The sequence below is a fragment of the Ramlibacter paludis genome (assembly GCF_022012305.1).
Lineage (GTDB): Bacteria > Pseudomonadota > Gammaproteobacteria > Burkholderiales > Burkholderiaceae_C > Ramlibacter > Ramlibacter paludis.
Genome location: NZ_JAKLTM010000008.1, coordinates 142,883 through 163,905, shown reverse-complemented (window position 1 = coordinate 163,905; position 21,023 = coordinate 142,883). Strand labels below are relative to the sequence as shown.

Genomic DNA, 21,023 nt, shown 5'->3' with positions numbered 1-21,023 from the left:
GTGGCCTTCGCCATCTCCGAGTTCTCCTCCTGGGACGCGCACCTGCGCGCCGAGTCGCCCGAGGTCTCCGCCTTCCACCGCCTGTGGCTCGGGTTCATGGCGGCCCGCATGGGCATCGCGCTGGTGCTGATGGTGGTGCTGGGCGGCCTGATGCTGCTGGGGCTGGCTTCCGTCAACGGCTGGCAGCTGGGCCTGTGCGCCGCCTACCTCGGCGCCTCGATGGCGGTGCGGCTGCTGACCAAGCCCGCGCTGCCGGGCCGCACCTTCGACCCGCAGTGGGTGTCGACCATCGGCATCGACCTGGTGGCTTTCTCCTCCCTGCAGTTCCTGCAGGTGGCCGGCCTCAATTACTCGCCGCTCTATGCGCTGCCCGTGCTCACGGCTTCGGTGCTGGGCTCGCCGCTGCTGGCGCTGGGCACCGCGGCCGGCGTCACCATCCTGCTGCTGATCGACGGCTGGCTGACCGCCCTGCAGCTTGCCGACCACACGCAGCCGCTGCTGCAGGCCGGCCTCACCGGCGGCGGCTACTTCGCGGTCGCCGTGCTGGCCAACCAGCTGGCCGCGCGGCTGGCGCGCGAGGAATCGCTGGCGCGGCGCAGCCGCTCGGCGATCCGCACGCAGGCGCACGTCAACGAGGTGGTGATCGAGACGCTGACCGAAGGCGTGCTGGTGGTCGGCGCCGACTGGCGCATCCACGCCGCCAATCCCGCCGCCCGTTCGCTGCTCGGATGGCAGGCGCGCGAGGCGCCGGCTTCGCTGGCGCTGATCTCGCGGCCCGGCTGGACCCCGCTGGTGGCGCTGGCGCAGCGCACCTTTGCCGACCTGACCGCGCAGACGGCGGAACTGGCGCTGGAACTCGCGCCCGCCGAGCGGCTGCACGTGCGCGTGCGCACGCGCCTGACGCCGCCGCAGGACATGGACGGCGACGCCCTGTGCGTGATGTTCCTGCAGGACCTGCGCGAGGCCGAGGCGCGGCTGCGCACCGAGAAGCTCGCCTCCATGGGCCGCATGACCGCGGCGGTGGCGCACGAGATCCGCAATCCGCTGGCGGCGATCGCCCAGGCCAACGGCCTGCTGGCGGAGGAGCTCTCCGACAGCTCGCACCAGCAACTGAGCGCGCTGGTCAGCAAGAACGCGCAGCGCCTGTCGCAGATCGTGGAAGAGATCCTGAACCTGGCGCGCGTGCAGCAGACCACCGCCGACTGGCTGGAGCTGGACCAGGCGGTGGAGACCTTCGCCCGCGAATGGGAGCGCCACACGCACGCCGGCCCGCGCCTGCGCATCCAGCTGAAATCGCAGGCCGCCTGGTCGGCTTTCGACGGCGAGCACCTGCGGCGCATCCTGGTGAACCTCCTGGACAACGCGCTGCGCTACGCCAGCCCGGCGCCGGGCGCGATCGTCGTCGCGACCTCGATGGCGGGCGAGCAGGCGCGGCTGCACGTGTGGAGCAACGGGGCGCCGCTGGACCCGGGCGTGCAGCGGCACCTGTTCGAGCCTTTCTTCTCGTCGGAAAGCCGCTCCAGCGGCCTGGGGCTCTACATCTGCCGCGAACTGTGCGACCGGCACGGCGCCACCATCGGCTATGCGCGCGCGCCGGCGCCGGACGGCAGCGGCCGCGATGGCAACGAATTCACGGTGGCGTTCCGAACGCGCGCGCCGGTGCTGCCCGGGCGCCAGCCCTTTGACACAATAGGCACCTGATGGCCACGCAAGCTGCCGCCCCCGCACCCCAGGTCCTCGTCGTCGACGACGAGCCGGACCTGCGCACGCTGTACGAACTGACCCTGCTGCGCGAGGGCTACCGCGTCGAGGCCGCCGGCACGCTGGCCGAGGCCTGCCAGCTGCTGGACGAGCGCAAGTTCGACGCGGTCATCACCGACATGCGCCTGCCCGACGGCCTCGGGCTGGAACTGCTGCAGCGCATGGGCGCGCAGCAGCGCGCCGAGCGCTGCGTCGTCATGACGGCCTATGGCTCCGCCGAAAACGCGGTGGAGGCCCTGAAGGCCGGCGCCTTCGACTACCTCACCAAGCCGGTGGACCTGAAGCAGTTCCGCACGGTGGTGGCGTCCGCGATTTCGGAAAGCGGCAGCGGCGAGCGCTCGCGGCCGGGCATCCGCACGCCTTCGACAGCGCCCGGCGAACGCAACGGCGCGGGCGCCGCGCTGCAGCGGCTGGTGGGCGAATCGGCCCCCATGCGGCAGGTCAAGGAACGGATCGAGAAGGTGGCGCGCAGCATGGCGCCCGTGCTGGTGCGCGGCGAATCCGGGACCGGAAAGGAACTGGCCGCGCGCGCCATCCATGCCTGCAGCCACCGTGCCGAAGGCCCGTTCATCGCGGTCAACTGCAGCGCGATTCCGGAGACGCTGCTGGAAGCCGAATTCTTCGGCGCCAAGAAGGGCTCGTACACGGGCGCGACCGCCGACCGCGAAGGCTATTTCCAGGCCGCGCGCGGCGGCACCCTGTTCCTCGACGAGATCGGCGACCTGCCGCTGCCCATGCAGTCGAAGCTGCTGCGCGCGATCCAGGAGCGCCAGGTGCGCGCGCTCGGCTCCACCCAGGAAGACGCGGTGGACGTGCGCATCGTCAGCGCCACCCACCGCGACCTGGCGGCCGACGTGCAGGCCAACCGCTTCCGGCAGGACCTGTTCTACCGCCTGAACGTCATCGAGATCCTGATGCCTTCGCTGCGCGAGCGGCGCGAGGACCTGCCGGCGCTGTGCGAGGCGCTGCTGGCGCGCATCGCGCAGGAGACCGGCATGCCGGCGCCGCCGCTGTCGGAGCACGTGCTGCAGCAGCTGCAGGCGCATCCGCTGCCCGGCAACGTACGCGAGCTCGAAAACCTGCTGCACCGCGCGCTGGCGCTGTCCGACGGCAGCCAGCTGCAGGTGGATTTCGCGCCGACGCTGGCGGCGGCTCCGGCCGCGCCCGCTGCCACGGAGCCAGCCGCGGCGCTGGCGCCGGCCGCCGCAGCCGCCGCCCCCGCGACGCTGGCCGCGCCGGTGGTGCCCAGCGACCTGCAGGCCTACCTGGACCAGCAGGAGCGCGACATCCTGGTCAAGGCGCTGAAGGAAACCAACTTCAACCGCACGGCGGCCGCCCAGAAGCTGGGCCTGTCGCTGCGCCAGATCCGCTACCGCATCGCGCGGCTGGCCATTGCCACGCCGGGCAGCGAAGAGCCCGAGGACCCCAACGGTGCCTAGTGCCTCGGCCTTGTTCGAGGACGGCTGGTACCGTTTCGCCCGCCGGCTGGATTCCCCCAATTTCGGCCCGCGCCCCGCGGGCGCGCTGATCGACCTGCTGGTGGTGCATTCCATCAGCCTGCCGCCCGGGGTCTACGGCGGCAACGAGGTGCAGCAGCTGTTCACGAACACGCTGGACTGGAACGCGCACCCGTATTTCAAGCAGATCGAGGGCATGCAGGTCTCGTCGCACTTCTACGTGCGGCGCGACGGCGCGGTGTGGCAGTTCGTCAGCTGCGACGACCGCGCCTGGCACGCCGGGCCCTCGCAGTGGCGCGGCCGCGCCAACTGCAACGACGACTCGATCGGCATCGAGCTGGAAGGCCTGGAGGACGAGGCCTTCGAGCCGGAGCAGTACGAGGCGCTGGCGGCGCTCGCCTCGGCGCTGGGCCAGCACTATCCGGTCCGCTATGTCGCCGGGCACGAGCACATCGCGCCCGGGCGCAAGCGCGATCCCGGCGCGCAGTTCGATTGGGCCTTGCTGCAACGCGAACTCGCGTGGCCCGCGGAGTGGTTTCCCGCAGCGAGTTGCTGAGCCGCAACGCGCGGCGCGCCAATTGGTTCACGCTTGTTTCGGCCACAGGCGCTCCACAAGCTTGTCCACAGGGCTGTCCACCGCAACCCCGTGACAACCACTACATCTAGTGCTTGAATCGGACTCGGACCCTATATATAGTGCTTCGACACCGGCAGCGATTACACTCACGCCCCTGCCAAAGAACAACTCGCAGCACCAGGAAAGAGACGTATGCAACCTGCACTGAGCACCCCCACCTCCCCCCTCGCCGGCGTCTCCGGCGCCGCCGGCCAGGCCACCCCGGGTACGCCCGCGGCCGCCCCGCTCGCCCATTACCAGATCATCCGCCGCAACGGCGCGGTGGTGCCTTTCGAGCCGAACAAGATCGCCATCGCCATGATGAAGGCCTTCCTGGCGGTGCACGGCACCACGGGCGCGGCCTCGGCCAGCGTGCGCGAGTCGGTCGACCAGCTGACGCAATCGGTCGTGCGCGCGCTGGTGCGCTCGCGCCCGGGCGGCGGCACCTTCCACATCGAGGACATCCAGGACGCCGCCGAACTCGGCCTGATGCGCAGCGGCCACCACGAGGTCGCCCGCGCCTACGTGCTGTACCGCGAGCGCCGCGCGCTCGAGCGCGCCAAGCAGAACCAGGTCGAAGCACCGAAGGCGCCGCAATTCCACGTGCTCGACGCCGGCCAGCGCGTGCCGCTGGACGTCGAGGGCCTGAAGGCGCTGATCCTGGCGTCCTGCGCAGGCCTGGGTGCCGACGTGAAGCCGGATCCCATCTACGCCGAGACGCAGCGCAACCTGTACGACGGCGTGCCGCTCGACGAGGTCTACAAGGCTTCCATCCTGGCGGCCCGCACGCTGATCGAAAAGGAGCCGGACTACACCTTCGTCACGGCCCGCCTGCTGCTGCACACGATCTTCAAGGAAGTCGTGGGCCGTGAAGTGGCCCCGGCCGAGCGCGCCGAAGCCTACGCCGACAACTTCCCCCTCTTCATCAAGAAGGGCGTCGACAACGAGCTGCTGGACGAAAAGCTGCTGCAGTACGACCTGAAGCGCCTGGGCGGCGCCCTCAAGGCCGACCGCGACCTCAAGTTCGACTACCTCGGCCTGCAGACCCTGTACGACCGCTACTTCCTGCACGTGCGCAAGACCCGCATCGAGCTGCCGCAGGCCTTCTTCATGCGCGTGGCCATGGGCCTGGCGCTCAACGAGATCGACCGCGAAGCGCGCGCCATCGAGTTCTACGAAGTGCTGTCCAGCTTCGACTTCATGTCGTCCACGCCGACGCTGTTCAACGCCGGTTCGCTGCGCTCGCAGCTGTCCTCCTGCTACCTGACCACGGTGCCGGACGACCTGGACGGCATCTACGAGTCGATCAAGGAAAACGCGCTGCTGTCCAAGTTCGCCGGCGGCCTGGGCAACGACTGGACGCGCGTGCGCGCCCTGGGCTCGCACATCAAGGGCACCAACGGCGAGTCGCAGGGCGTGGTTCCCTTCCTGAAGGTCGTGAACGACACCGCCGTGGCGGTGAACCAGGGCGGCAAGCGCAAGGGCGCCGTCTGCGCCTACCTGGAAACCTGGCACCTGGACGCGGAAGAGTTCTTCGAGCTGCGCAAGAACACCGGCGACGACCGCCGCCGCACCCACGACATGAACACGGCCAACTGGATCCCCGACCTGTTCATGCGCCGCGTGATGGAAAAGGGCGAGTGGACGCTGTTCTCCCCCTCCTCCGTGCCCGACCTGCACGACAAGTTCGGCGCCGAGTTCGAGAAGGCCTACGTCCAGTATGAAGAGAAGGCCCGCCGCGGCGAGATCAAGCCGAGCAAGACCGTCCAGGCCACCGACATGTGGCGCAAGATGCTCTCGATGCTGTTCGAGACCGGCCACCCCTGGATCACCTTCAAGGACGCCTGCAACGTGCGCTCGCCGCAGCAGCACGCCGGCGTGGTGCACTCGTCCAACCTGTGCACGGAAATCACGCTGAACACCAGCGACACCGAAACCGCGGTCTGCAACCTGGGTTCCGTGAACCTGCTGCAGCACCTGAAGGACGGCAAGGTCGACCAGGAAAAGCTGAAGAAGACGATCACGACCGCGATGCGCATGCTCGACAACGTGATCGACATCAACTACTACGCCGTCAAGAAGGCCCGCGACTCCAACATGCGCCATCGCCCGGTGGGCCTGGGCGTGATGGGCTTCCAGGACGCGCTGTACGAACTTCGCATTCCCTACGCCTCCAAGGAAGCGGTGCAGTTCGCCGACGAGTCGATGGAAGCGGTCTGCTACCACGCCTACTGGGCCTCCACCGAGCTGGCCCGCGAGCGCGGCAAGTACTCCAGCTACAAGGGCTCGCTGTGGGACAAGGGCATCCTGCCCCTGGACACGCTGGACCTGCTCGGGCAAGCGCGCGGCGAACACTATGTGGACGTCGACCGCTCCGCCACCCTGGACTGGGACGCGCTGCGCAAGAAGATCGCCGCCGACGGCATGCGCAACAGCAACTGCGTGGCCATCGCCCCGACGGCGACCATCTCCAACATCATCGGCGTGGACGCCTCGATCGAGCCCTGCTTCGGCAACCTCTCGGTCAAGTCGAACCTGTCGGGCGAATTCACCGTCATCAACCACTACCTGGTGCGCGACCTGAAGCGCCTGGGCCTGTGGGACGACGTGATGGTCATGGACCTGAAGCACTTCGACGGTTCGCTGCGTCCCATCGACCGCGTGCCGCAGGACGTGAAGGCTCTCTATGCAACCGCGTTCGAGGTCGAGCCGGTGTGGCTGGTGGAAGCCGCCGCCCGCCGCCAGAAGTGGATCGACCAGGCGCAGTCGCTGAACATCTACATGGCAGGGGCGTCGGGGAAGAAGCTGGACGAGACGTACAAGCTGGCCTGGCTGCGCGGCTTGAAGACCACGTATTACCTGCGCACGACCAGCGCGACGCAGGCGGAGAAGAGCACGGTGCAGTCGGGTCGCCTGAACGCCGTCTCTTCCTCCGGTGGCGAAACCGGTGGAATGTCCGCACTCGATGCGGCCGCCGCCGCGGCGCGCGCGCAGATGGATGCGGCGCAACCCGCGACCGACATCAAGTTCTGCGGCGTCGACGATCCGACCTGCGAGGCCTGCCAGTAATCGAAGCGAGAAATCGACGAGGTATCGGCGTTCTCCGACAGAACGCCGATGCAATCAAGCAACAAAATGCGAGCCGGATGTGAACGGACACTTTGATTCCACCATCCGGGCTCGCATAATCCGAGCACTGGAAACCTTATGTTGACCTGGGACGACGAAGTCACGCCCACACCGTCAAAGCCGATTGCGAGCGGTTCGCTCACGAACCGCGAGGCGACGCATTCACCCTCGCAGTCCACTCCCCTTCCGCAGCCCGCATTGCGCACGCTCGACGACGGCGCCCCGGCGCCTTCGGTGCCGGTCTCTGCCTTTGCGCCTGCCGCAACGAAGCCCGCCGCTCCCGCGACCGTGCGCAGCGACCGCCGCGTCACCGCCGCCGACAAGCGCATCATCAACGGCCAGACCGACGTCAACCAGCTCGTCCCCTTCAAGTACAAGTGGGCCTGGGAGAAGTACCTGGCCACCTGCGCCAACCACTGGATGCCGCAGGAAGTGAACATGAACCGCGACATCGCCCTGTGGAAGGACCCGAACGGGTTGTCCGAGGACGAGCGCCGCATCATCAAGCGCAACCTCGGCTTCTTCGTGACCGCCGACTCGCTGGCCGCCAACAACATCGTGCTGGGCACCTACCGCCACATCACGGCGCCGGAGGCCCGCCAGTTCCTGCTGCGCCAGGCCTTCGAAGAGGCGATCCACACCCACGCCTACCAGTACATCGTGGAGTCGCTCGGCCTCGACGAGTCCGAGATCTTCAACGCGTACCACGAGGTCCAGTCGATCCGCGACAAGGACGAGTTCCTGATCCCGTTCATCGACGCGATCATGGACCCCAACTTCCACACCGGCACGCCGGAAGCCGACCAGACGCTGCTGAAAAGCCTGATCGTCTTCGCCTGCCTGATGGAAGGCATGTTCTTCTATGTCGGCTTCACCCAGATCCTGGCGCTGGGCCGGCAGAACAAGATGACCGGCGCCGCCGAGCAGTACCAGTACATCCTCCGCGACGAGTCGATGCACTGCAATTTCGGCATCGACCTGATCAACACCATCAAGCTCGAGAACCCGCACCTGTGGACCGCCGAATTCAAGGCGGAGATCAAGGGCCTGTTCCAGAAAGCCGTCGAACTCGAGTACCGCTACGCGGAGGACACCATGCCCCGCGGCGTGCTCGGACTGAATGCATCCATGTTCAAGGGCTACCTGCGCTACATCGCCAACCGGCGCGCCACGCAGATCGGCCTGGAGGCGCTTTTCCCGAACGAGGAAAACCCCTTCCCCTGGATGAGCGAAATGATTGACCTGAAGAAAGAGCGCAATTTCTTCGAGACCCGCGTGATCGAATACCAGACGGGTGGCGCTCTTTCCTGGGATTGAAACGGTAACTGCGATCGAGTTTGGATAGTCCTGCGCGCACCACGGACCCGGAGAGGCCGGGGCGTTGCAGGTTACGGTGTTCGTGAGGCTGGGCCTGAAGGCCCAACCCCACGGATCGCTTCGCGTCACCAACAACGCGCGGAGTGCTTCTTATGGTTGATGTGATCAACTTGAACAGGAGATAGAAATGGCAACTGCGAAGAAATCGGCCGCCAAGAAGGCGCCCGCGAAGAAGGCTGCGAAGAAGACCGCTGCGAAGCGCCCGGCCGCCAAGAAGACGGCGGCGAAGAAGGCTCCGGCGAAGAAGGCCGCTGCCAAGCGCCCGGCCGCGAAGAAGACCGCGGCGAAGCGCCCGGCTGCGAAGAAGGCCGCTGCGAAGCGTCCGGCAGCGAAGAAGGCTGCCGCGAAGCGTCCGGCTGCGAAGAAGGCAGCTGCGAAGAAGACCACCGCCAAGAAGGCCACTGCGAAGAAGAGCACCGCCAAGAAGGCGACTGCGAAGAAGAGCACGGCCAAGAAGGCGGCGAAAAAGGCGCCTGCGAAAAAGGCTGCGAAAGCGCCTGCGAAAAAGGCCGCCAAAGCACCTGCTGCCAAGCCGGCGGCAAGCGCGTCTCCGGCCCCGGCTGCAGCTCCCTCGGCGCAAACCACGCTGAACCCGCAAGCGGCCTGGCCCTTCCCCACCGCCTCGAAGCCGTAAGGCTTTTCGGTCGGTTGAAACGCCACGACGAAAGTCGTGGCGTTTTTCATGGAGCACTTGCAAATCGCTGGAGCGATTTGCAAGTGGTTCTGGCCAGTGCGTGCCGCTAGCGGAGTCGACCTCCGCTACGATGAACCTGTGACGCAAGACGATTTGTTCGGCGCCGCACCGGCGGGCTCCGAGCTTCCCGACGGCATGCGCTTCCAGGAGGACTTCCTCTCGCCAGCACAGGAGGCGGGGCTCATCGCCCGCATCGAGCAGCTGCCGCTCGCGCCCATGCAGTACCAGCAGTACGAGGCGCGCCGCCGCGTGGTGAACTACGGGGGCAAGTACGACTATTCCGCGCAGAAGCTGCGCCCGGCGGAGCCTCTGCCCGATTGGCTCACCCCGCTGCGCGAGCAGGCCGGCGCCTGGGCCGGCATCGCGCCGGAGGATTTCGTGCAGGCGTTGATCGCCGAATACACGCCCGGCACGCCGCTCGGCTGGCACCGCGACGTGCCCGACTACGAGGACATCGTAGGCATCTCGCTGCTGAACGATGCGCTGCTGAAGTTCCGGCCCTATCCGCACGTCGTCGGCGTGAAGGCCGAAGTGCGCAAGCTGGTGGTGCCGCCGCGCTCGATCTACCTGCTGCACGGCGCCGCGCGCTGGCAGTGGCAGCACAGCGTGCCGGCGGTGAAGGTGCTGCGCTACTCGATCACCTTGCGGACGGCGCGGGCGCGCTAGCGGCGAGCTCCATGCGGCGCCGCAGCCGCGCCGCCTCTTCGGTTGCTCCCGCCTTTTCGGCCCGCATCGCCTGCGCGCCCAGCCACGCCAGCACGGAACGCCGCCAGCCCTGCTCCGAAGCGGTATCGGTGGCGATCACCAGCACTTCCGGATCGGCCTTCTCGGTGCGCAGCAGCACGGCGGCCGCAATCAGGCGCGGCAGCGGACCCTTGATGTTCTTCAGCGCCGCGGCGCCCCCCTGCCCGCCCGCGACGCCGCGGTAGTCCTCCGGCAGCAGCTTGGCCTGCTCCGGCGTCGCCCGGCCGGCGAGGAAGTCCGCATAGGCGCGCTCGGCATCGGAAGCGTCCGCGCGCAAGGGCTCGAAGCCGGTGCAGGGCGCGAAGTCCAGGCTCGCGACCTGCACCGCGCAGCGCGTGAGCTCCGCGCGCGCCACCAGCGCCGGCTGCGCCGTGCTGGCCACCTCGCTGCGGAAACGCGTGAACTCCGAACCGGCCACGCGGTCGTTGCCGGAAAGATAGGCGCGCTCGTAGCGGTCCTGCGCGCCGTCGGCATTCACCAGCCAGTCGGGCTGGCGCGGCTTGTTGCCGCAGGCGGCCAGCAGGGCGGCCGCCAGGAGGGGAAGGGCCAGCTTCTTCATCATGGCAGCTCGATCTTCCTCTCCTTGGCAAACGGCCACTTGCGGTTCAGGTCGTTGATCAGGTCCTCGATCTTGCGCAGGTTGGCCTCGACGTCGCCGCGCAGGCTGCCCAGGTCCTCGGTCGCCTTGTTCACGTTGCCCGCGATGCCCTGGGCCTCCTTCAGCACCGCGTCCACGCGCTGCAGGCTGCCGCGCGCTTCGGCCAGCAGGCCCTGCACCTGTTTCACGGCCACGCGCGCATCGGTGGCCAGCCCATCGGCGCCGAACACCTGGCGGTCGGCATTCACGATCAATTTGTCCGCGTTGCCGCTCAGGCTCTCGATGCGCGCCAGCGCCGCATTCGCGCGTTCGATGGTCTGCACCAGCTTGCGCGCGTCCTCCTCGTTGCCGAAGATCGCGTTCAGGGCGCCGCCGCGGCTTTGCAGCTTCTGGGTGAAGACCTGCAGGTTGGCCATGGAGCGATTCAGCTCCGAGTTCTGCGCGGTGATCGAATTCAGGTTGTCCAGGACGTCCTTGGCCGCGCCGATCACGCGCTGGATTTCCTCGTTGGCGTCGCCGCGCAGCACCGGCCGCTCGGCGCCGTCCTTCAGCGGCGGGTCGCTCAGCACGCCGCTGTAGGCGCGCAGCTGCGGCCCGCCCAGCAGGCCCTTCACCAGCGTGAACACGCTGGAGCTGCGCAGCCACTTCGCGTCGCGCTCGCGCACGTCGATGGCGATCCGCACGTTGCCCTGTTCGCCGAGCTCCACTTTCGTCACCGTCCCGATCGGGAAGCCGGAGAAGGAGAGGTCCATGCCGGCGACCACGCCTTCCGCGTTGTCCGCGATCAGCACCAGCTGCTGCTTGGGATCGAAGTAGCCGCGCGCGCGCAGCAAGTAGATGGCCGAGCCGAGCACGAGGCAAAGCGTGAACACCAGCAGGATGACGGCCTTCATCTCCAGGTGGGGCACGTACTGCGTCTTCGACGCCGGCTCGGATTTCTCCAACGGCGCGTGCGGAGGCGGCGGGGGCTTGGGCTGCGGGGCGGCGGCGTTTTTTTGTTCGTCCATGGTCAGAGGTAGTTCGCCACCAGCGACGCGGCTTCCATGGTCAGCAGCACGCCGAACATGCGCACCAGGCCCTGCAGCGCCGCGGCGCTTTCGCGCGAGCCGGTGTCTTCGATGTTGTTCAGGCCCGAGGCGGCCGGGATCATCGACACCGCCAGCGCGAAGAAGAGCGTCTTCGTCACGAAGATCAGCATGAAGGTGGGCGTGAACACCCGCCCCATGGTGTGGGTGTAGGCCTTCTCGCCGGCCATGGTGAAGCCGTAGACGGCCAGGTAGGCCAGCACCGCCGCCACCACGCAGCTCAAGGCCGCCAGGGTGATGGTGGAGAACACGCCGGCGAGCATCCGCGGCAGCACCTCCACCGCGATCGGGTCCAGGCGCTGGCGGCGCAGCCGGTGGAAGTGGCCCAGGCGCCGCATCTCCACCAGCGCCGCCCCGCTCGGGATGGTGCAGCGCAGCGCCACGAACAGCGCCGCGGTCAGCGGGATCAGCTCGATCACCAGCACCCGGATCACCATTTCCAGCGCGTACTGCGAAAGTCCGTAGCGGGTGGCGGTGGAGATCACGATGCGGGTGATGATCATCGTGAACAGCGCGATGAGGATCGTGAACCAGCCGAGGATGGGAGCCGTGTCCAGGTAGACGTGGCGCGCCAGGTTGTAGCGGGTCTGCGGGCTGTAGCTGCCCGGGGAGAAAGCACGCACCAGCATCACCGAGCCGAAGAAGGAGATCCGCGCCCAGGCGGCCGCCCAGCGCACCGGCGCCAAACTGGCGTGGCTGGCCAGCTGGTACCAGTTCGGCTGCTGCTTCATGGCGCCGATGGTAACGGGGCCACGGGCGGCGGCTCGTAAGGCGCCGCCTACAGCAGAGCCAAGGCAGGACCGGCGGCGGGCTGGCGAAGGGGCGGCCAGGAGAGCGACAACGCCGCGAAAAATTCCCGCGCAGGCCCGCGCTGCAACGTGAATGTGCAGCCTTTACACGGCCTTTGCGCACCTTGCCTCGAACTCATGCGTTCATTGGAAGATGAACGCATTCCGCAAGGGTTCCAGCAGCGGTGGCCGCCCGCTCTGGAGCCTGGCCCTCGTCCTGGTTGCCTCTGTTTCGGGCGCCGCGGCGCTCGCACAGGTGGTGACCGTGCCGGCTGCCCATCTCAACCATGCCGAGGGCACCGTCGCCTGGTCGCCGCAGGGCGATTCCGAATGGCACGACGTCCAGCCCCGCCGCGTGCTCAAGCGCGGCGACCGCCTCTGGGTCGACCGCGGCTCGCGCGCCGAAGTCCAGGCCGGCGGCCACGCGCTGCGCCTGGACAGCCAGACGCAGGTGGTGCTCGAGAACGTGAGCGAGAACGCGACGCAATTGAGCCTGACGCAGGGCAGCGCGGTGCTGACCGTCACCCGCGTCAACCCGGGCGACAGCATCGAGGTGGGCACGCCGAACCTCGCCTTCCGGGCGCGCCAGCCCGGCGACTACCGGCTCGATGTCGACACCAAGACGGGCGTCACCCGCGTGGTGGTGCTGTCGGGCGCCGGCGTCGTCTATGGCGAAAAAGGCGAAGCGCAGGAGCTGCGCAGCGGGCAGCGCGCGGCCTTCAAGGAGCGCGGGCTCGACCGCGTGCAGCAGGGCGCCTTTGCCGCCACCGACGATTTCGACAAGTGGGCCGGCGCCCGCCGCCGCGGCGAACCCACCGTCCGCATGCCGGCCGTGGCCCAGGCCGCGCCCGCGCCGGCCCCGCAGGCCGACCGGATCAACAAGGGACCGGACATCGTCATCGCCGGCCCGGCCTCGGCCCTGCCGGGCGCGAAGAAGGCGGTCACCGGCCCGGTGGCGGCGTCGAACCCGCCGTTCCAGATCAAGGGTCCGCCGGTGGCGGCGCTCCCCGAGCCCAAGGCCCAGGCCATTCCCAATGTGGCCGTCACGCCGTCCGCTCCGTCCGCCGGGCCCTTGCGCGTCACCGCCCCGATGACGGCGGCCGCGCCCGCGGCTGCTGCGGCGCAGCACGCCCAGGCCCAGGCCCAGCAGGCCGCCGCGCAAGCCGCCGCCCAGGCTGCCGCGGCCCAGGCGCAGGCCGAAGTGAAGGCGCGGGCGCAAGCCGAAGCGCAAGCGCGGGTCCAGGCCGAAGCGCAGGCGCGGGCCCGGGCGGAAGCCGAGGCCAAGGCGCAGGCGCGCGCGCAGGCCAAGGCGCAAGCCCAGGCCCAGCGCGCCGAGCAGCACGCCGCCAAGCGCGCGGAAGAGCGCCGCGCGCAGGCCGAGGAGCGCCGTGCGCTCGCCGCCCGCAAGGCCGAGGAAGAGCGGCACCACGCGCAGCAGGCGAAGAAGTCCGACGAGGCGAAGAAGGTGGCCGCGGCGAAGCGCGAACAGGAGCACAAGCGCCTGCAGGCGAAGCGCGCCGAGGAAAAGAAGCTCGCGCAGCAGCGCAAGGAAGAAGAGAAGAAGCTGGCGGCGGCCCGCGCCGTCGAAGCGCGCAAGCTGGCCGAGGCCCGCAAGCGCCACCTGGCGCACCTGCAGGACCAGGCCGGCCGCGAGGAGCAGGCGGTGCGCGACGAAAAAGCCAGGCGCGAAGCGCTGGCCACGCGGGCCGAACAGGACAGAAGGGAAGAGAAGGCGCGCCAGGAAGAACAGGCGCGCCGGGAAGAATCCGACCGGCGCCAGCGCCAGCTGGCCGACCAGTGGCAGCGCGATCAGGAGAGGCGCAACCAGGAGGTCTGGCTGCGGCAGCAACAGGCGCCGCAGCAACCGATCCGGCCGCCCCCGATGGGCGTGCCGTTCCGTCGCGTCAGTTGACGCGGCGGGTGTAGGTACGGGTCACCGGCTGCGCTTTTTCTTCTTCCGGCGGCAGGTAGATCGTGGTGCGGTCGATCTTGGCGTCGAAGGCGGCGATCTCGGCGGAGGCACAACGAATCACTGCGCGGTCCAGCGGGTGGCATTGGCGCTGGCTCAGTTTGCTGAGTTCTTCGGAACGCTCGATGTGCTGGCGGACCTGGGTCGGGTCGACCATCAGGGCAAAGGGATTGTTGGCTGCCACCGCTGTCGTCATTTTCTTTCGCTCCTGGTTGCACCGTGTGGGGCGCTGTTCTCGATGACGCAAACTGTCGCGGCTGGGCCCCGGAAGACGCGTCGTCCGGGGGCGTTACACCTTGTAGGACACCGTCGCGCCGCGGACCGGGCCGCCGGGCGCATGGAGCGGGTTGGCATGCCGGTTGCACAATAGGCACATGCCTTTCACGCCGCCGTTCATCCCCCCCACCTTCCATTCCGACCCGGAAAGCGCCCTGGCGCAGGTGCGCGCCATCTACGGGCAGCAGATCAACCACCTGCGCGAGGCGATGCAGCGCTTCGTCGCCGGCGAAGCGCTGCCGGGGCGCGTGCGAGGCTGCTATCCCTTCGTGCGGATCGCCACCGACACGGTGGTGCGGCAGGCGGCGCTGGAGGCCTCGGGCCTGAGTTACGGCTTCGTGGCCGATGCCGGCCGCTTCGAGACCACGCTCACGCGGCCCGACCTCTATGGCAACTACTACCTGCAGCAGTTCGCGCTGCTGCTGCAGAACCACGGCGTGCCGCTGGAAGTGGGCACCAGCAACGAGCCGATGCCGATCCACTTCTCCTTCGCGGAGCACGACCACATCGAAGGCACGCTGTCGCCGCAGCGGCGCGCGATGATGCGCGACCTGTTCGACCTGCCGGACCTGGGCGCGATGGACGACGGCATCGCCAACGGCACGGTGCGCTACGGGCCCGGCGACGCGCACCCGCTGGCGCTCTTCACCGCCTCCCGCGTCGACTACTCGCTGCACCGCCTGCGCCACTACACGGGCAGCGCGCCGGACTGGTTCCAGAACTTCGTGCTCTTCACCAACTACCAGTTCTACATCGACGAATTCGTGAAGCTGGGGCACGAGGAGATGCAGCGCAGCGACAGCGAATACCTCGCCTTCGTCGAACCGGGCAACGTGGTGACGCGGCGCGCGGGCATGCCGCGCGAGGCCATGGACAGCCTGGGCGCGCCGCCGCCGCGGCTGCCCCAGATGCCGGCCTACCACCTGATCCGCCCCGGCCACGGCGGCATCACGATGGTGAACATCGGCGTGGGGCCGTCCAACGCCAAGACCATCACCGACCACGTGGCGGTGCTGCGCCCGCACGCCTGGATGATGCTGGGACACTGCGCCGGGCTGCGCAACAGCCAGCAGCTGGGCGACTACGTGCTGGCCCACGGCTACGTGCGCGAGGACCACGTGCTGGACGAGGAACTGCCGCTGTGGGTGTCGATCCCGGCGCTGGCCGAGATCCAGGTGGCGCTGGAACAGGCGGTGGCGGACGTCACCGGCTTCAACGGCGCGGACCTCAAACGCATCATGCGCACCGGCACCGTCGCCAGCACCGACAACCGCAACTGGGAACTGCTGCCGGGCAACGAGCCGCAACGGCGGTTCTCGCAAAGCCGCGCGGTGGCGCTGGACATGGAAAGCGCCACCATCGCCGCCAACGGCTTCCGCTTCCGCGTGCCCTACGGCACCCTGCTGTGCGTGAGCGACAAGCCGCTGCACGGCGAGATCAAGCTGCCCGGCATGGCGAATCACTTCTACCGCGAGCGGGTCGACCAGCACCTGCGCATCGGCATGCGGGCGATCGAGATCCTGCGCGGGCAAGGCCCGCAGCGGCTGCACAGCCGCAAACTGCGCTCCTTCGACGAAGTCGCCTTCCAGTAGCCTCAGTGCGAGGGCTGCGGCCCTTGCGGCGGCGCACGGCGGCGCGTGCGCGCACGTTTGAACGGCGTCGCACGGCCCAGCAGCAGCATGACAGCCAGCCCGGCGACCATCCCGATAGCCAGCGCATAGCCGGCGGCAACGAAGTAGTCCTCGAACTCATGGCTGAGGACGTAGAGCGCGGTCAAGGCGGAGACCACCATGGTCAGCGCCGCAAAGGCGAAGGCGAAGAAATCTCCCAGCACGACCTTCTGCCCGCAGTCCGGGCAGGAGGTGATGTCGTGGAAGAACAGCTGGGCGACCTTCAGGTTGCGGCTGCATTGCGGGCAGTGGTAGTTCATCGCGCGCTCCAGGGGCAGGAGCGCGAAAGTACACCCGGCACTATCCAGTGACAAGACCCGCGCGGGGGAGGATGCGCGCGCGGGTGCTTTTTCGTACGCTACAGCGCCGCTTCGGTCTCGATCACCGTGGCCATCGCCTCGCCCAGGCGCACCGGCCGGGTCGGCGCCCAGTCGGGCGTGAAGGTCAGCACGTTCTGCGGGAACAGCATCACCACGGTCGAGCCGAGCAGGAAGCGGCCCATCTCGGCGCCCTTGGCCAGCACGACCTCCTGCCCTTCGTAGCGCCACTCGCGCACGTCGCGCGTGCGCGGCGGATTGATGACCCCGTGCCAGACGGTCGCCATGCTGCCGACGATGGTGGCGCCCACCAGCACCAGCACCATGGGCCCGTGGGCGCACTCGAATTCGCAGACCACGCGCTCGTTGCGCGCGAACAGGCTGGGCACGTGGCGCGCCGTCAGGGGGTTCACCGAGAACAGGTCGCCGGGCACGTAGATCATGCGCTTGAGGCGGCCGTCGCAAGGCATGTGGATGCGGTGGTAGTCCTTGGGCGCCAGGTACAGCGTGGCGAAGTGGCCGTGGTCGAACTTGTGCGCCAGCTCCTGGTCGCCGCCTACCAGCGCGCGCGTCGAGTAGCTGTGGCCCTTGGCCTGGAAGATCTGGTCGTGCTCGATCGGGCCGAACTGGCTGATGGCCGCGTCCACCGGGCAGATGAAGGGCGAGGCGGCCAGCGGGCGCGCGCCCTCGCGCAGCGGCCGGGTGAAGAAGTCGTTGAAGGTGGCGTAGCTTTCGATGCGCGGGTCCACCGCTTCCGCCATGTTCACCTTGTAGTGCGCCACGAACTTGCGGATGATCCAGTGCGTCAGGGCGCCCATGCGGGCGCCGGCGACCAGCCCCGCGAACTGCGTCAGCAGCTTCTTCGGCAGCAGGTACTGCTGGGTGATGGGCAGGGGTTGGGGCAAGCGCGGTCCTTGGAACGGAAAGCGAAAATTCTACGGGGCCCCGGCCGCGCCCGGGCCACAATACGCCGCGCATGACCGAGCCGCTCCTCGTTGCCCGCGACCTGACCAAACGCTACGGCGCCGTCCCCGTGGTGGACGCGCTCTCCTTCCACATCGCGCCGGGCGAATGCCTGGGCGTGATCGGACCCAATGGCGCGGGCAAGACCACCACCTTGCGCATGTGCCTCGGCCTCACGATTCCCGACGCTGGCGAGATCCAGGCCCTGGGCCTGCGCATGCCGCGCGACGCGCTGGCCATCAAGGCCCAGCTGGGCGTAGTGAGCCAGTTCGATTCGCTCGACCCCGATTTCACCTGCGCCGAGAACCTGCTCGTCTATGGGCGCTATTTCGGCATGAAGGAAGCGCAGGTCCGCGCCCGCATCCCCGAGCTGCTCGAGTTCGCCGCGCTCACCCACAAGGCCGACGCCACGCCGGGCGCGCTGTCCGGCGGCATGCGCCGGCGCCTCAGCCTGGCCCGGGCCCTGGTCAACGACCCGCGCCTGCTGCTGCTGGACGAGCCCACCACCGGCCTGGACCCGCAGGCGCGCCACCTGATGTGGGAGCGCCTGCAGGTGCTGCTGCAGCAAGGCAAGTCCATCCTGCTCACCACGCACTTCATGGACGAAGCCGAGCGCCTGTGCACCCGCCTGCTGGTGCTGGACCACGGCCGCAAGATCGCCGAAGGCAAGCCGCGCGACCTGATCGCCCAACACCTGGAGCCGGACGTGGTCGAGGCCTACGGCAACGGCGCGCTGGCACTCGCCGATTCGCCGCTGAAGGCCATGGCGAACCGCACCGAGGTGAGCGGCGAGACGGTGTTCTTCTACACGGAGGATGCGCGGCCGCTGCTGGACGCGCTCGCGCGCGAGCCGCGGCTGCGCACCCTCCACCGGCCGGCCAACCTGGAGGACCTGTTCCTCAAGCTCACCGGCCGCCAGATCCGCGAGGATGCCTGACATGGACGCCGCCGCCCTTTCCATCTGGCGCGCACCGGCGCTGTCGATGCGCTGGTGGCCGGTGTTCCGGCGCAACCTGCTGGTGTGGCGCAAGCTGGCGCTGCCCAGCCTGATCGGCAACATCGCCGAGCCGTTGATCTGGCTGGTGGCCTTCGGCTACGGCATGGGCGCGCTGGTGGGGCAGGTCACCCTGGATGGCGAGCGGGTGCCTTACCTGCTGTTCCTGGCGAGCGGCTCGATCTGCATGAGCGCGATGAACGCCGCCAGCTTCGAGGCCCTCTATTCCGCCTTCTCGCGCATGCACGTGCAGAAAACCTGGGACGGCATCATGAACGCGCCGGTGAGCCTGGACGACGTGGTGCTGGCCGAAATGCTCTGGGCCGCGTACAAGGCGGTCTTCACGGCCACGGCGATCCTGCTGGTGATGCTGGCGCTGGGCATCAGCCACAGCCCGAAGCTGCTGGTCGCCTGGCTGGTGCTGGCGGGCGTCGGCGTCACCTTCTCCTGCATTGCCCTGATCTTCAACGCGCTCGCGCAAGGCTACGATTTCTTCACCTACTACTTCACGCTGTTCCTCACCCCGATGATGTTCCTCTCCGGCGTGTTCTTCCCGCGCGAGCAGCTGCCGGAGCTCGTGCAGCTCATCGCCGGCTGGCTGCCCCTGAGCGCCGCCATCGAGCTGGTGCGGCCGCTGTTCCTGGACCGCTGGCCCGAGCATGCGCTGCGCCACGTGCTGGTGCTGGCGGTCTACGCCGTGGCCGCCTTCTGGGTCGCGCTGGCGTTCACGCGCAAGCGTTTTTCCGCATGAACAACACCTTGCTTCCGCCCGACCTGGTGGCCATGATCGCCCGCGGCGTCTCGGTCATCGTGGCCGGGCGCGACCAGGCCTTGCGTCCGAGCCTGATGCGGGCGGTGGGCAGCCGCATCGATGCGCAGGGCGGGGAGATCACGGTCTTCCTCTCGCGCCCCCAGTCGCGCCAGGTGATCCAGGACATCGCGGCCACCGGACACATCGCGGTGGTGTTCAGCGAGCCTCCGACGCATCGCACGGTGCAGGTGAAGGCTTCCCAGGCGCGCATGCGCAACGCAGTCGCCGAGGACCAGCCGGCGCTGGCGAGCTACCTGCTCTCGATGGAGCACGAGATCGCGCAGGTCGGCTTCCCGCCGGAGGCCACGCGCGCCATGCTGGCGCACAAGCTGGAGGACCTGGTGGCGATCAGCTTCACGCCGGAGCAGGCCTTCGACCAGACGCCGGGTCCGCGCGCCGGCACCCGCCTGGGAGGCGCGCGGTGACGGGACCGGCGCTGCACGACATCCGCGCCTGCTTCGAGGGCGCGATCCCCGCCGTGGTGGCGACCTGCAGCGCCGACGGCGTGCCCAACGTCGCCTACATCTCGCAAGTGTTCTACGCGGACGAGCGCCACGTCGCGCTGTCCTTCCAGTTCTTCAACAAGACGCGGCAGAACATCCTGGCCAATCCCCATGCGACGGCGCTGCTGCTGCATCCGGGGACCGTGCGCTTCTACCGCCTGCACATCCGCTACCTGCGCACCGAGACCGCCGGACCGCTGTTCGAGGGCATGAAGGCGCAGCTGGCGGGCATCGCCTCGCACACCGGCATGCAGGACGTGTTCCGCCTGCTCGGTTCGGACGTCTACGAGGTCGAACAGGTGGAGGCGCTGGAAAGCAACCCCCTGCCCGAGCCGCCGCAGCGCGCCGGCCTGCTGGGCGCCGTGCGGCGCGCCAGCGAGCGCCTCGCGCGCTGCGCCAGCCTGGACGAGGCGCTGGGCGCGGTGTTGTCCAGCCTCGGCGACTTCCTCGGCATCCGCCATGCCATGGTGCTGATGCTGGATGCGGCATCGCAGCGCCTGTACACGGTGGCCAGCAGCGGCTATGCGACTTCGGGCGTCGGCTCGGAGATCGGCCTGGGCCAGGGCGTGATCGGCGTGGCCGCGCGCGAGCGCACGCCGGTGCGCATCGGCCACGTGACGAACGCGGCGCTCTATTCGCAGGCGATGCGCAGCAGCTTCGACGCCAACATCCCCGACTTCGAGCCGGTGACCGAGATCCCTTATCCCGGCCTGCCGCAACCGCACAGCCAGCTGGCGGTGCCCATCGTCCATGGCAACCGGCTGCTCGGCGTGCTGTTCGTCGAGAGCGAGAACGACCTGCAATTCAGCTACGAGGACGAGGACGCGCTGGTGGCGATCGCGGGCCACCTGGGCGCCGCGATGGAACTGATGCAGGCGGCCACCGATGCGGGCGATTCCGTCCTGCCGCCGCTGGCCGAGGAAGCGCCGGCGCCGCGGCCGGCGGCCGCGCCCCTTCAGGTGCGGCACTTCGGCGCCAACGACAGCATCTTCCTGGGCGACAGCTACCTGATCAAGGGCGTGGCCGGCGCGATCCTGTGGAAGCTGCTGCGCGACCACCAGCAGCAGGGCCGCACGGAATTCACCAATCGCGAACTGCGCCTGGATCCACGCCTGAAGCTGCCGGACGTGGTCGACAACCTGGAGGCGCGGCTGCTGTTGCTGCAGCGCCGGTTGGCCGAGCAAGGCGGTGGCGTGCGGATCGAGAAGACCGGGCGCGGGCGGTTCCGGCTGGTGCTGGAGCGCGAGGTGATGCTGGTCGAGGCGTGATCG

Annotated in this window: 19 protein-coding genes; 13 read left to right on the top strand and 6 right to left on the bottom strand. The window is 68.7% G+C overall.

The window, feature by feature from the left end:
* From LZ009_RS22555 to LZ009_RS22525, 7 genes are all read left to right on the top strand, one after another.
* Complete coding sequence (locus tag LZ009_RS22555) at positions 1–1,701, top strand: sensor histidine kinase (RefSeq protein ID WP_275700238.1); 1,701 nt, start codon at positions 1–3, stop codon at positions 1,699–1,701.
* Positions 1,701–3,200 carry a sigma-54-dependent transcriptional regulator gene (locus LZ009_RS22550; RefSeq protein WP_275700237.1) on the top strand — a complete coding sequence of 500 codons (1,500 nt, stop codon included), beginning with the start codon at positions 1,701–1,703 and terminating at the stop codon, positions 3,198–3,200. The genes LZ009_RS22555 and LZ009_RS22550 overlap by 1 nt, the downstream gene beginning before the upstream one ends.
* Positions 3,193–3,774, top strand: a complete 582-nt coding sequence (gene ampD, locus LZ009_RS22545; RefSeq protein WP_275700236.1) for a 1,6-anhydro-N-acetylmuramyl-L-alanine amidase AmpD — start codon at positions 3,193–3,195, stop codon at positions 3,772–3,774. Before LZ009_RS22550 ends, ampD begins: the two co-directional genes overlap by 8 nt.
* 213 nt (positions 3,775–3,987) lie before the next feature.
* Positions 3,988–6,903, top strand: a complete 2,916-nt coding sequence (locus LZ009_RS22540) for a ribonucleoside-diphosphate reductase subunit alpha (RefSeq protein WP_275700235.1) — start codon at positions 3,988–3,990, stop codon at positions 6,901–6,903.
* A gap of 138 nt (positions 6,904–7,041) precedes the next feature.
* Complete coding sequence (locus LZ009_RS22535; protein WP_275700234.1) at positions 7,042–8,280, top strand: ribonucleotide-diphosphate reductase subunit beta; 1,239 nt, start codon at positions 7,042–7,044, stop codon at positions 8,278–8,280.
* A gap of 187 nt (positions 8,281–8,467) precedes the next feature.
* Positions 8,468–8,974 carry a histone H1-like DNA-binding protein gene (locus tag LZ009_RS22530; protein ID WP_275700233.1) on the top strand — a complete coding sequence of 169 codons (507 nt, stop codon included), beginning with the start codon at positions 8,468–8,470 and terminating at the stop codon, positions 8,972–8,974.
* A 138-nt stretch (positions 8,975–9,112) separates the two neighbouring features.
* Positions 9,113–9,700 carry an alpha-ketoglutarate-dependent dioxygenase AlkB gene (locus LZ009_RS22525; RefSeq protein WP_275700232.1) on the top strand — a complete coding sequence of 196 codons (588 nt, stop codon included), beginning with the start codon at positions 9,113–9,115 and terminating at the stop codon, positions 9,698–9,700.
* Here LZ009_RS22525 and LZ009_RS22520 read toward each other — a convergent pair.
* From LZ009_RS22520 to LZ009_RS22510, 3 genes are read right to left on the bottom strand one after another with little or no spacing between them, the layout of a single operon-like run.
* Positions 9,672–10,340, bottom strand: a complete 669-nt coding sequence (locus LZ009_RS22520) for a hypothetical protein (protein WP_346730773.1) — start codon at positions 10,338–10,340, stop codon at positions 9,672–9,674. The genes LZ009_RS22525 and LZ009_RS22520 overlap by 29 nt on opposite strands.
* Positions 10,337–11,383 carry an MlaD family protein gene (locus LZ009_RS22515; protein WP_275700231.1) on the bottom strand — a complete coding sequence of 349 codons (1,047 nt, stop codon included), beginning with the start codon at positions 11,381–11,383 and terminating at the stop codon, positions 10,337–10,339. The genes LZ009_RS22520 and LZ009_RS22515 overlap by 4 nt, the downstream gene beginning before the upstream one ends.
* Before the next feature lie 2 nt (positions 11,384–11,385).
* Positions 11,386–12,192: an MlaE family ABC transporter permease gene (locus LZ009_RS22510; RefSeq protein ID WP_275700230.1), complete on the bottom strand. Its 807-nt coding sequence runs from the start codon at positions 12,190–12,192 to the stop codon at positions 11,386–11,388.
* Positions 12,193–12,403: 211 nt separating this feature from the next.
* On the opposite strand from LZ009_RS22510, the gene LZ009_RS22505 reads away from it, so the two are divergent.
* Positions 12,404–14,161 carry a FecR domain-containing protein gene (locus tag LZ009_RS22505; protein ID WP_275700229.1) on the top strand — a complete coding sequence of 586 codons (1,758 nt, stop codon included), beginning with the start codon at positions 12,404–12,406 and terminating at the stop codon, positions 14,159–14,161.
* On the opposite strand, the gene LZ009_RS22500 is transcribed toward LZ009_RS22505, so the two are convergent.
* Positions 14,154–14,414, bottom strand: coding sequence for a hypothetical protein (locus tag LZ009_RS22500; protein WP_275700228.1), 261 nt, complete (start codon positions 14,412–14,414; stop codon positions 14,154–14,156). The genes LZ009_RS22505 and LZ009_RS22500 overlap by 8 nt on opposite strands.
* Positions 14,415–14,592: 178 nt before the next feature.
* On the opposite strand from LZ009_RS22500, the gene LZ009_RS22495 reads away from it, so the two are divergent.
* Positions 14,593–16,086 (top strand): AMP nucleosidase, encoded by a 1,494-nt coding sequence (locus LZ009_RS22495; RefSeq protein ID WP_275700227.1) that lies wholly within the window; start codon positions 14,593–14,595, stop codon positions 16,084–16,086.
* 2 nt (positions 16,087–16,088) lie between these two features.
* On the opposite strand, the gene LZ009_RS22490 is transcribed toward LZ009_RS22495, so the two are convergent.
* Positions 16,089–16,424 carry a hypothetical protein gene (locus LZ009_RS22490; RefSeq protein ID WP_275700226.1) on the bottom strand — a complete coding sequence of 112 codons (336 nt, stop codon included), beginning with the start codon at positions 16,422–16,424 and terminating at the stop codon, positions 16,089–16,091.
* Positions 16,425–16,522: 98 nt separating this feature from the next.
* Positions 16,523–17,386: an archaetidylserine decarboxylase gene (gene asd / locus LZ009_RS22485; protein WP_275700225.1), complete on the bottom strand. Its 864-nt coding sequence runs from the start codon at positions 17,384–17,386 to the stop codon at positions 16,523–16,525.
* Positions 17,387–17,457: 71 nt separating this feature from the next.
* On the opposite strand from asd, the gene LZ009_RS22480 reads away from it, so the two are divergent.
* Genes LZ009_RS22480 through LZ009_RS22465 form a run of 4 tightly spaced genes read left to right on the top strand, consistent with a single transcriptional unit; the run spans position 17,458 to position 21,020 of the window.
* The gene (locus LZ009_RS22480; protein WP_275700224.1) at positions 17,458–18,381 is read left to right on the top strand and encodes an ATP-binding cassette domain-containing protein; all 924 of its coding nucleotides are present in this window, start codon (positions 17,458–17,460) and stop codon (positions 18,379–18,381) included.
* Between the two features lies 1 nt (position 18,382).
* The gene (locus LZ009_RS22475) at positions 18,383–19,189 is read left to right on the top strand and encodes an ABC transporter permease (protein ID WP_275700223.1); all 807 of its coding nucleotides are present in this window, start codon (positions 18,383–18,385) and stop codon (positions 19,187–19,189) included.
* The gene (locus LZ009_RS22470; protein ID WP_275700222.1) at positions 19,186–19,674 is read left to right on the top strand and encodes a hypothetical protein; all 489 of its coding nucleotides are present in this window, start codon (positions 19,186–19,188) and stop codon (positions 19,672–19,674) included. Before LZ009_RS22475 ends, LZ009_RS22470 begins: the two co-directional genes overlap by 4 nt.
* Entirely contained in the window at positions 19,671–21,020 is a 1,350-nt protein-coding gene (locus LZ009_RS22465) for a GAF domain-containing protein (protein ID WP_275700221.1), read from the top strand. The genes LZ009_RS22470 and LZ009_RS22465 overlap by 4 nt, the downstream gene beginning before the upstream one ends.
* The last annotated feature ends 3 nt before the right edge of the window (positions 21,021–21,023 follow it).